The organism is Pseudoalteromonas sp. G5_S1_14_S5, from assembly GCF_054968605.1.
In genome coordinates this window covers 41794-54158 of sequence record NZ_JBQKUM010000033.1, presented here as the reverse complement: position 1 = coordinate 54158, position 12365 = coordinate 41794, and the positions used below count along the sequence as shown (strand labels likewise).

The window sequence follows — 12365 nt, the reverse complement described above, 5'->3', positions numbered from 1 at the left end:
TACTTACTGTGATTGGTATTAGAAGCCTAACTTAAAACGCTTTAGTTATAGAAAGCCCCCGACACTTATGTGTTGGGGGCTTTTTATTATTGGTTTGGAACCGTGTCCGCCGTGAATAGACTAGTTTTCTAGCTAGCTGACTAGGTTCTAAATCGGTTCACTTGGCTTTCTAGGTGATGAGCAACCTCGGTTAAGTCGCTCGCTGCACCTGAAATGCTGCTGACTGACTCTTGGTTACTTTGCGCGATGGTATTCGCACCTTGCGCATTTTCACCCAGTGATTTGGTAAGACGATCCTGCTCATCAACCGACACTGCGATTTGGCTGTTGGCTTGGTTCAGGTCTTGGATGTGTTGATTTATCACATGTAAGTTCTGAGAAGCTTGCTGCGCCTGCGTAGAAGCGTCTGAAACCGTACTGTGACTCTCTTTGATCGACTCTAACGCATCTTTAGCGCCACGTTGCAGCGAGGTGATAAGTTCATCAATCTGGCTAGCAGAATCTTGAGTACGTTTAGCGAGCGTTCTGACCTCATCCGCTACTACGGCAAATCCGCGACCTTGTTCACCTGCACGAGCGGCTTCAATTGCCGCATTAAGCGCGAGAAGGTTAGTCTGCTCTGATACGCCTTTGATTACTTCTAGTATGGCACCAATGTTCATCGACTCTTTATGTAGGTCGGTCACTTTCTGGCTGCTTACCTGCATGCTTTCATCGGCGCTTCCAATTTCATGCAGTGTTTTGTCTACTTCTTTGAGGCCCATCGCGACATTCTCGGTTGCTTGGTTGGCAACTTGAGAAGCGTGGTTAGCACTTGAAGCAATTTCAGATGTACTTGAAGCCAGTTGGTCGACTGCGGTTGAGATGTTCATCATCTCACAGTTTAACTGCGTTGCGTTGGTCGAGCTGTTGTTAGTCACTTGATTGAGTGATTTAGACATGTCACCAATACGCACACTAGAGTGGTTCACTTGGCTTACGATATCGCGCAGAGATTCAATGGTGATCTCCATGTTAGTTAGCAGTTCACCAATCTCGTTTTTGCTCTCAATGTTAACCTCAATATTCAGGTTGCCTTGAGAAAGCTCATTGGTGATCTGTTTAACTTGTGCGATACCTTTGGTAATAGAGCGAGTCACTAACACGGCGCTAGTCATGCCGATAACTAACGCGACACCCGTAAGCAAGATGATGATTTGAATCGAACGTGTTTCACTGGCATGCAGCTCTGGTGTTAGCGCTTGTTTCTGTTGTTCTAGAATGCTCTGAGCATCAGCCACAGCGATCGCTAAGCTGTCACCAATCGAGGAGAGGGTAGCGGTTCTTTGAGTGTTCTCTAGCATTTGTTGATGAACTTGTTCAAAGCCTTTCGCATAGGCTTCACGCTGGTTAGAGAAGTCTTCAATCAGTTCGTTTTGGTAAGGAGAAGACTTTAAAGACTCAATATCACCTTCGATACCTGGTAGTGCATATTCAAAGATGTCTTTACCCGCTTCGTAGGTTTTGAGGTCGTTGTTGTTCGAGTAGCTAATCGCCGCGATCTTAGCTGCGAGAAAGTTCTCCATGAGCATACCCGCGTACAAGCTCGCATTTGGATCGTTGTTATTGTATGACTCATACAACAAGCTCTGTGCGGCTTTTAGCGCGTTAGTCTCTCTTTTGACCATCTCAACATTCACTAGTTGGTCGATCATCAGCTGGCTCTGCCTCATTGAGCCATAGGCAGTATCAAAGGCGGCAACACTTTCTTGAACCAGTTGTAAGCTTGATAGGCTATCAGTATTAGTAGTGTTATCGATTAAGTTGTTGAGCAGATCATCGATCGCCAGTTTGCTGGATTGATAATTATCTTGGTATTGCTCATCCAAAGACTCTATGTAACGTTCAGAGGCTAAACGCATCTGAAGAAAGTGCATTTGAATGTTGCCCGACTGAGTCGCTTTATGGCTGAGTTCGCTGTACTCGCTAAAGCCGTTCGACAAGGTTTGAATGCCTTTGTAACTCACAAGGCCTGAAATGACGAAAAAGAGCAAGCAGATGGCAAACCCCAGCTTGATCTTAAGCGCTATAGAAAGGTGGCGCATAACTATCCCTATATTTACCTGATTCCTTCATTTCGGAGTATTCCATAAAACTGTGTATCGGGCATGCTCAAAGTGAATAGTTTGTGTAATAAGTAACGCTTTGGTTAAAAAGTTCAGGTTTTTCGATATGATTTCAACGGGTTGCGTATTTGCTCTGTTCGTGCAACGCAGAGATTTTCGTATTAACTCTCATGCATATCAGGCGATTTATCGGTAAAATAGCAGAACATCAATGATAGAAATCGATTTAAAAGGAACGGTATGAACCCTTACAAGCTCTACTTGGTTACTGACGACCAATAAGATTTAGAAACGCTTAAGTTTGTGGTTGAAAAAGCGGTCGCTGGTGGCGTTACTATGGTTCAAGTAAGAGAGAAGCACGGAGATGTGAGAGCGTTCATCGAGCGTGCGCAAGCCGTTAGAACAGGTGTACCATTGATCATTAATGCTCGAGTTGATGTAGCATTAGCAGTGGATGCCGATGGTTTGCATTTAGGGCAATCGGATATGCCTGCAACCTTTACGGGAGTGTATGATTACGTAAGAAAAAGTGTTTTACGTTGTGTTATTTTAAGCTCGTTTGCATATAGCAATGATTCCTATCACGGCTTACTAACTCAATATCGGAATTTGACAGGCATTGGTGGTGAATATCAGCGCAACCATTTGCGTGCTTGCGTTAAATCTGAGCCTCTAGTTCAATAAATGGGCTCGAGACTAATACTTACAGGTCACATGCTTAATAGCGACTGACCGTCTGTTTATTGGTAGGTTTAATCAACTTTTACTGGTTAGTAAGCCTATGTGAGTTTATGTTTGATCTACTATCTTAAATAAGGAACAATTGGATTATCATGGATAAACAGCATAAGAGCGAAAGGAGCTTAATCCCCCTCATGCTCAATCGTTGATAAGAAAGATTTTGATCTTTTTGTTAAATGACTGAGTCGTGGTTCTCATATTCCAATTTTGGTGATTCTGCTCGGTGCGTTAGGTAGAATGACGACGTCCGGCACCGTAGGCTTGTTTGTCGTACTAGACAATGGTCTCTTACTTAGGCTTGGAGCAAAAAGAAGAGGACAAATAGATGAAAGCAGTCTCGGAAGACGACAATTTCTACTTCCTATTTTACGCACTATTAATGTTGTTTTTTGGTTGCGCAGTGATGCAGCAATTTTATCCTCAAGGCCAAAAGACGATTCTATTCTTGATCATTATTACCTTGGCGGTTTCGATTGTCGGTATTCATAAAGAGCGGTCGTTGCATCGCTCTTGGTATGGTTTGTTGCTGATTACTACATCGGTGTCTGGTGTTTTCTCCTTCCTAGAAGGCTACAATTTGTCGATAGTGACGCTAACGGCACTAACCATGTTTCTGTTTTCGCATATCTACTCCGCTTTAAGGCAAGTGATGCAAGCGAAAACGGTCACGCCCAATCACATCATTGGCTCTATCTGTATTTATTTATTGTTGGGCTTTGCGTGGTCGACTATCTACTTGTTGATTATCGAGATCTTTCCTAACGCGTTTAATGGTTTAGAAGAGCAAATTTGGCTAACTAACTTGTTTAATGCGATGTATTTCAGCTTTATTACACTGACAACGGTAGGCTACGGCGATATTTCTCCAGCCTTGCCTGTTGCTCAGTTCTTTGTATTTATGGAATCTATCATCGGCAGCTTCTATTTAGCGATTATGGTGGCGAGTTTAGTCAGTATTCGGTTAGCACAGTCTCATTCAGATTAAAAGCTTATACAAAAAAGCCCGGTAATTGCTTAGTAACGCTGGGCTTTTTAATGCTGCTCGTTGATCAAGTTTTATGAAGCAGTCGCTTGTATTTTTCTAGTTCCGCAATCTTTGTTTGTGATACCAACTGACCATCCAGGTAGTAAGTCACGCTTTCGCCTTTTTTGATGCCATTTGGTTTGAAAAGTAGTCGAATGAGAAAGGATTGGTAGAAATAAGGTATTAACGTTTGAACTAGCCGAAAAATAGCGACTAATAATGTTATGATCTTGAGCCGGCACCGAAGTTATACAGAAAAGGAAAGAGAATGACCCACCTTACAGAGCAGCAAGAAGCTGCAATGGCGACGTTTAAGGAAAACTTACACCTTCCAAATGGTGGTTTTCATAAACTGATCATCGAGCTAAGTAAGGAGTTTCAGCTACCTTTTCAAAAAGTACGCACTGTTTTAAAAAACGCTCAGAAAGACATTGAACGCCAAATTCGTGAAGACTTTTCCAATGTTAATGAGGGCGTGATTAGCCAAACGAATTGGGTGAATATCATTCGATTAAAGTTGATTGAGTTAGCTAAAGACAATCAAAGCGTGATGGACAAGCTGAAGTTAAATCCAAAGTATCAAAAGGTATTGGAAGCGACTAATGCCTCGATCTCAAGTGAAGGCGAGCGTGAAGAGTTGATTGAAGAGTTAATTCAGGCCTATGAAACAGAAGTATTCAAACCTTTATTGGCTATGCTGCACACCACAAAGCTGTACTGGAAGTTAATGCTGGTGGATGAAACATGTAAGATGACTGAGGAAAATCGCGATAAGTTCAGCGATTACCCTCAACACATGCAAGCTGCAGAACATCTATATACGCTTGATCAAAAGTTAAGGTCTATGCCGTTAACGCAATGATAATGTGTCATCGGTGATTCAAGGTTCAATCTTAATTGATTTCAAGAAGAGCTAATTGAAATAGAAACTGGCTTTCATCAGAAGCGATTATTCAAGATAACGCTTTCAAATCTCTACGCTTTTTCATACAAGCGCCAATTCAATGAAAACACGATAACCTAGCTAGCGTAAGCCGCGAGTGAAATGCAAAAAGGGCTAGGTTTCTATTCTGTTCCAGTTCTACTCTATTTTATTCTGCTAGAGCAAATTGAGGGTGACATCTGTGGGACTAACGGTGTTTCTTTCTGTTGCTTTAGGGGAAAAGCTATAGGATTGTGAAATGTCCTAGGGTGTTTCCGTTGCGCGAAATGATAGTTCCGGTGCTGTCTCTTTCGTTAAATTCAAAGTCTATGAGATAACTGTTGTGTTGTAGCTGTGGCAATATGTGGCGGTGAAGTATATCGCTATTGAGCTGTCTAATCTCGGCGACCCATGAAAGTTGTTCTTTGTGTAAGTCTATTTTGATCTTGAGCATTTACTACCTTTTAGTTTGTTGAATGATTTCTCGCGTGAGAGTTGGTACCAATGGGTTTGTCTTGTTGTTCTTCGTGACATAACTTTGCCTTGTGTTTATTACATTTGTATTTAATTGAACGATCTAATCTGAGTTCGCGCATAAGAAAGCGAATGACGATAGATCGGTAGTTAGGATCGAATTTAAAAGCTATTGAATGACTATCTAGGTGAAAGCTGACGCAGAGATGGTGTAACGAGGTATCGAGAACTGTCTTTGTGGAACTTGGACTTACTTTAGCATTAACAGCTCTATATATTAGAGCCAGATTGCGAACTATACGCCTAGTTTTTTAAATTACAACCCTATTTTTTATGAAATCTAAAAATAATTTTGATTGAAATATCATCGTTATTTAGCCGCAAAGGGAAGAGTTATCGGTAAGTTACTCTTTTTAGTGCGGTGGCACTGGTCATGTTTTCTGAACAAACGTTCTCTTCTTATGCTTTTGGGTGTTTTTATACAAGAGGTGATAACTAAGTAACTGTTCTATAAAAGTTTTACATTGTAAATTCCAAGGCGCTCATTTTGCGAGGCCTTTGATATATAGCTTATTTAGATCTGTGTTCCTGCAAATCCGACTCCATTTTTCTTAAATGAGATCTATCCAGCTTTCGAAACGCTGCGTCGCTTAGCACATGAGTTCAATAAAGCGATCGTTATTGTGATTCACAAAATCAACTTTGCCTCTTGCTATTCAGACAACATCGTAGCGATGAAAAAAGGTCAAGTAGTGAAATCCGGTAAGGTTTCTGAGGTGGTCTAAAGGTCAGTGATGGAGTCAATCTACGAGATCCCAGTTGAAATCCGTGAGTTCGATGGTGCCCGTGTTTGTATGTAAAACTCAGGTCGTTAGTAAGCCTATAGCAAGCGAAAAGAGCACCCATATGAGGAGCTCTTTTTTAGATAATCAACCAAGTTGTAATGCTGTATTTATGGTTTGCCTTTGATTTATAACTACTTAATCGGCGTTGTATTGGCGTGTTGTTTTAACTAGAGTGTTAGTTTGATGTCACCCGAAGAGCAGCTCTTCACTTTTTAAAATCATTTGCTATTTTTTGTGTCTTGCATTCCAAAAACGTTCTACACTTGGGTTATAACTGTTTGATTTTTATACGAGGTATCAATGAGTCGTAAACCAATAGTGCTAGTCGTGGATGACACTCCAAGTAATTTGGATGTGTTGACGGCGATACTCAAAGATATCTATCAAGTTAAGGTCGCGATCAACGGCACCATCGGTATCAAAATAGCTAAGATGGTTCCTCAGCCAGACCTCATTCTCCTCGATATCATGATGCCTGATATTGACGGATATGAAGTGTGTCGACAACTAAAAGCACAGCCGAATACCGCGCATATTCCCATTATCTTTGTGACCGCCAAAATAGACCCTGAAGCCGAGGTGAAAGGGCTATCTCTAGGGGCCGTTGATTACCTGACTAAGCCGATTACGCCTGAAATTACGCTGCAACGTGTGAAGACTCACATTGCTTTGTATGACCAGCAGCGAGCGTTGTTTAGTCAGGTCAAAGAGAAAACCCAAGAGATCAATCTTGGTAAATTAGAGACTCTGAATATTTTGGGTAGGGCAGCTGAATTCAAAGACAATGAAACGGGCATGCATGTTATGCGCATGAGCCACTATTGTGAAATATTGGCGAAGGCACTGGGTATGACAGACGAAGACGCCGAAACGCTACGAGACGCAGCACCCATGCATGATATTGGCAAGATAGGTATCCCTGACAGTGTGTTACTTAAACCGGGGAAGTTGGACGCTGACGAATGGGCAACCATGCAAAAGCACGTCGAATACGGTGTAGAGATACTCGGCAGACAAAGTGATTCCAAATTGATGAGAATGGCTATTCAAGTCGCGCAGTATCACCATGAAAAATGGGATGGCAGTGGCTACCCAAATCAAATCGCAGGTGAGGAGATCCCTCTGGTAGGGCGCATTGCAGCGGTTGCGGATGTATTTGATGCGTTGACAGCAGAAAGGCCTTATAAAAAGGCTTGGAGCGTTGATGAAGCACTGGCCTTGTTTGAAGAACAAAAAGGCAAACACTTTGATCCTAGAATCGTTGAGTTGCTGTTTGAAAATCTACCTAAGATTTTAGCGATTAAAGAAAAGTTCAAAGATGAGTAATCTCTCCAATAGATATAGTGCTTTCATGTCGATGCTAAAATGTTCAGCAATTTCATTCTCTATGTTGCTGCTATCCTGGCTGTTGTTTGTTGGCAGTGCTTACGCCGCTGAAGTGACCGATGCGGAGCTAGACCTATGGTTAGACAACAAGCCAACGGTGACTTTCATTGCCCTTACTAACCATTACCCATACTCTTTCCTTGACGACAATGGGAAGGTGTCGGGCATTATTAAAGATTGGACACAGGATCTTGCAGAACGGTTTGGCGTTGATGTGCGGTTCATTAGCGTGAGCTCGCGCATTGAGGCCCAAGTTGCGCTACTTGAGGGGCGAGGCGATGTTTTCCCATTCCAACAGTTTGATCCAAGTGATGGGGAGCGCTTTCTCGCGAGTGACCCGTATATCCCTTATCAAGTTGCAATGATAGCGCCTTTTGATAATAAAATAGCGAGGAGCTTGAGACCTAACCACAAGCGAAGCATTGCTATAGTTAATGAAAACATAGATTTAGGAAAAGCTGGTATTCAGTTGAATTCTATTGAGCGAATTAATTTTGATAGCGTTATCGATGCTGTGAAAGCATTGGAAGAAGGTTATGTTCAAGGTCTTATTGCTGAACCGATCACTACCATGGAGATTGCTAATCAAATAAATTTTTATGATCTAACAGTTGATTATGTATTAGAACATTGGAAGACAGTACAGGCCACAATGTTAGTACGTAGAGACGAAGTCCAGTTACAGACTTTGCTCAACAAACAGATCAAAACCTTTGATGTACATAAAAAAAATCAGGTTTTATCAAAGTGGTTAGATAGCTCTCCTTATCGAGTGCCCCTTAAGGGGGTTTTGGGATTTGGTATTCCACCTTATATGTATCCGGATAGCACTTCTGTTGGCTTGCAACACGACATCATACAACGTGCTCTGAATGATATGGGCTACAAGCTGGGTGACATTGTCACTTTACCGCCCAGTGCTGCTCAAAAAGCGATCGATAATATCAATTCAATCTCTTTTGTTTCCGGTATTCAGGCTAACGATCCGGATGCTCACTTTTTAAGTGATAGTGTCATTAATATTGAATTTGTCCCTGTGTCATTAGAGAGACGTCAACTCAACCTCAAATCTCAGAAAGGCTTGTCATTGGGCGCACTCCTGTTTGATGGCACTTCACCGATCAAAAATTCGATAGCGATGCTTTCTAGTGAGGTCGATATTGAGCGAGTTGATGATATCAGCACAATGGAGTCTGCTTTCGCACGGCTAAGAGCGCAAACCGTCGATATATTGATGATTGAAAGGCGAGTATTGGAGTGGTTTATTACCAATACTCGCTTTATTGAAATGTCAGAGCTTCGTCTGCATGAGGAATATCAAACTGAGTATCCAATTTATGTTGACTTTAAAAGCGAGGAGCTTAGAAACCAATTTAATGTGGCAGTCGGAAAGCTAAAGCAAGTTAATAATGGTCTGAATGAAATTATAGAGACCCATATTCATAGCGATCTCAGTTTAGTGCTTAAGAAAGCGAGTATTATTGCTAAAGCATCGGCTTATTTCATCGTCAATGATCGCTTTGACGCTCTACCGGAGTTATTTAAAATTTTCGCTGCAGAAAATTCATTCCAAGTTATCACAGCCCAAGCGGATAACACTAATCACCCAATAGAGACTTGGTTTATCGGCAATCTTGTCGATGATTTTGGAAAGAAGCGAAATACCTCTCATTTTGCATCGGTGACCAAAGTTGCTAGCTACCAAACTAATGGTGGTATTACTAACTCGGGTTCCATGACCTTTTATTTCGACACTCAATCTCAAGCACGAAACTATATCTATTTCCCTGATATAGAACAGTTTAATTCATTTGGTGAACCGGCTAAGCGCTATATCGCGGAGATATACCAAGCCAATAATTTAACGGGAGAGATCTTAAACCTAAGCGAAAGTGAGAGAGAGTGGCTTAAAAACAATTCAACGGTGCGAATCGGTATCGATCCTAATTCACTTCCGTATGAGGCACTCTCTAGTACTGGCGAGTACATAGGTATGATTGATGATTACCTGAAACTCATCGAGCAGAAAACAGGTTTGAATATTGAGCATGTTGATGTGGGGAATTGGTCTGAAACTCGAAGCTTGGTTGATCATCAAGAGGTAGAACTTGTCTCTGCGGCGCAAGAAAATCGCTCCTTGGGAGAAAATGTCAAAGCGGCAAATAGCCTATTCTCGAGTCGCTTGGCACTTGCATCAAGACGCGAGGTGAGCAGCTTAGTACTTGAAGAAGCGACTGGGTGGAAAATCGGTATCCTAAAAAATGCGGCGAATACTGAGGCAATAGTAGAGAAGTATCCAAACGTCGAGTGGGTATTTGTTGACTCAACCGCTGAGGGCTTGAATCTACTTGATGATCAGAGCTTAGATGGAATGATCGACACGGTTGATGTCTTAAACTATCTCATTGATTCATATGGTCACCGAGACATTGGGATTATCGGGCGGCTGGACTTTTACCTATCACCAACATTTCATGTGACTAAATCTGAGCCACTGCTTTATTCTATTTTGAATAAAGCGATTGATAAGCTCTCCGCTGAAGAACACCAAAAGATCTCAGCGAAGTGGGCTGCACCAAAAGCGATAGAAAGGGTCGATTACGAATTAGTTTACACCATCTCCGCCTTTTCATTAGTGATTGTTTTACTGATTGTTTTCTGGAACCGAAAACTCGCTAAGCAGATTAGCATAGCTAATGAAGCGACAGAGGCACTCAAAAAGGCGCAAGACCAGCTCTATAGTATGTTAAATAGTTCTCCAATCGCAGCAGTAGTAGTTTTTGAGGATCAGGTTCGTTATGCCAATGACACAGCGAAACGCTTGTTTGATGTTGAAAAAAAAGAACTCTCGTCTATCGATGTGATTGCTATTCACGACTCTCTTGAGGTTCGTGATGACATTCATAAAGAGCTTAAGCTGAACGGAAAAGTAGTGAACAAAGAGTTAGTGCTTAAAAAGTCAGATGGCACTCGTTTTGTCGCACTTGTCAGCTACTACTTGTTTGAGCTTGATGGTGAAATCGCAACGCTATTTTGGGCATTCGATATTTCTGAAATGAAACTTCTAAATGAGCAATTGGCAGAGGAGAAAGAGAGAGCAAACCTCGCAAGTCAGGCTAAATCAGAGTTTTTGGCGAACATGAGCCACGAAATTAGAACGCCAATGAACGCTATCATTGGCTTATCTTATCTAGCTATTGGAGAAATCTCTAACCCTACAGCTCGCAACTATATCGAAAAAGTGCACCGTTCTGGGCACTCTCTGTTAAGCATCATCAACGATATTTTAGACTTGTCTAAGATAGAAGCGGGTCAGTTGTTTATCGATAATATTCCATTTAATGCCTCGGCGACTTTCAAAGATGTGATCGAGCTAATGGAGTCAAAAGCGAATGAAAAACAGCTTAACTTATCGATGTCGATTGACCCAAAACTCGATACTCCTTTACTCGGTGACCCACTGAGATTGTTCCAAGTGATACTTAACCTTATTGGCAACGCGATTAAGTTTACGGAAAAAGGCAGTGTTTCTTTGACGGTCGATATTGTGGACTCAAACAAGCGTGATTTGACGATGAGGGTTTGTGTCGCGGATACCGGAATCGGCATTTCTGACGACAACCTTCATAAGTTATTCCAAGCATTTAGCCAAGAAGATACCACAACGACACGTCGATTTGGTGGGACAGGCTTAGGGCTCAATATCAGCCAGAAGCTCGTGAATGCAATGGGCAGCGAAATTACGGTTGAGAGTGAGTTTGGGCAAGGCAGTGAGTTTTCTTTTGTCGTAAGCTTTGCTCGAACTACTAATGAAGAGTTAGCTCAATTCAAAGCTCAAGAGTTACAACTGGATTACCAGATAGAGTTCAAAGACCAGAAGATACTCCTAGTGGAGGATAATGAACTTAACCAAGATCTTGCGTTAGCTTTCTTTAGTCGCTCTAAGTTAGACGCCGACCTTGCTGAAAACGGCAAAGAGGCACTGGCATTAGCTAAGGACAACGACTACGAAATGATCTTTATGGATCTACAGATGCCAATCATGGATGGATTTGAGGCCACAAGACTGATCCGAGAATTTAATACTACAGTGCCTATTATCGCGATGTCGGCCAACGTGTTTACCGATGCGAAACAAAGAGCAAGAGACGCAGGCGTAACGGATTTTTTGGACAAGCCGATCATCATTGATAAAGCGACCTCTTTGATTTCTAAATACATCGTGCCTGAGGTGTTGATTGAAGGTAAAGCACCTGAACCTGCTCTGGTTGATGAATCGATTTCTGATAACTCTGACTTACCTATTTTCTCAAAAGCTCGATTTGAGCAACTCACCAATAACAACATAGCCTTGCAAAATAAGGTGTTCGATAGGTTCTGCCAAGGGGCGCCATCGATGCTATCTGAAGCCTTCGATAACCTAGCGCAAGAAGAGTGGGTAACGTTAGAGCGGAATCTACACACCCTAAAAAGTATGGCGGCTTCAATTGGCGGGCAGAGGCTCGCTGAATTGCTCAGTGACTTAGAAAGTAGAGCTCACAATAGGGCATGCGTGGAGCAAGATCTTGAGCAAAGCGAAGTTGGCTTAAGGGAGTTGATAGTCGCGGTCGAGCGTGATTTTGGTAAACCATGCGCAGCCACGGCTGATAGAGGTGTAGATGATACTTCGGACTCTTCTGAGGTTGCTACTGAGCAAATCACTAAGCTGTTGTCTCTTCTCGAGGCTTACGATAACGATGCGACGCAATACGTTTCGGAGTTAATCATTGAACATCCTGACTCGAGTGTTCTAAAAGAGGTGCTGAGATTGCTAGAGAGCTACGATTTTGAAGGTGCGACCGAGGTACTCAGCGCTTCACAGCCATAGA

The 12365-nt window shown here is 42.2% G+C and carries 6 protein-coding genes; 5 read left to right on the top strand and 1 reads right to left on the bottom strand.

What is annotated here, in order from left to right; genetic code table 11:
- Positions 1–140: 140 nt before the first annotated feature.
- A complete protein-coding gene (locus ACTRWI_RS11720) occupies positions 141–2084 on the bottom strand; it encodes a HAMP domain-containing methyl-accepting chemotaxis protein (RefSeq protein ID WP_499131565.1) in 1944 nt (647 codons plus the stop codon).
- Between the two features lie 324 nt (positions 2085–2408).
- Here ACTRWI_RS11720 and ACTRWI_RS11715 point away from each other — a divergent pair, with 324 nt between their 5' ends.
- The 5 genes from ACTRWI_RS11715 to ACTRWI_RS11695 all read left to right on the top strand — a co-directional run bounded on the left by ACTRWI_RS11715 (position 2409) and on the right by ACTRWI_RS11695 (position 12364).
- On the top strand, positions 2409–2789 hold the full coding sequence (locus ACTRWI_RS11715) for a thiamine phosphate synthase (protein ID WP_499131563.1): 381 nt from the start codon (positions 2409–2411) through the stop codon (positions 2787–2789).
- Positions 2790–3171: 382 nt separating this feature from the next.
- Positions 3172–3831 carry a potassium channel family protein gene (locus tag ACTRWI_RS11710; RefSeq protein WP_499131562.1) on the top strand — a complete coding sequence of 220 codons (660 nt, stop codon included), beginning with the start codon at positions 3172–3174 and terminating at the stop codon, positions 3829–3831.
- Between the two features lie 307 nt (positions 3832–4138).
- The gene (locus ACTRWI_RS11705; RefSeq protein ID WP_499131560.1) at positions 4139–4732 is read left to right on the top strand and encodes a hypothetical protein; all 594 of its coding nucleotides are present in this window, start codon (positions 4139–4141) and stop codon (positions 4730–4732) included.
- Positions 4733–6411: 1679 nt separating this feature from the next.
- Positions 6412–7437 carry an HD-GYP domain-containing protein gene (locus tag ACTRWI_RS11700; RefSeq protein ID WP_499131558.1) on the top strand — a complete coding sequence of 342 codons (1026 nt, stop codon included), beginning with the start codon at positions 6412–6414 and terminating at the stop codon, positions 7435–7437.
- Between the two features lie 25 nt (positions 7438–7462).
- Positions 7463–12364 (top strand): ATP-binding protein, encoded by a 4902-nt coding sequence (locus tag ACTRWI_RS11695; RefSeq protein ID WP_499131556.1) that lies wholly within the window; start codon positions 7463–7465, stop codon positions 12362–12364.
- The last annotated feature ends 1 nt before the right edge of the window (position 12365 follow it).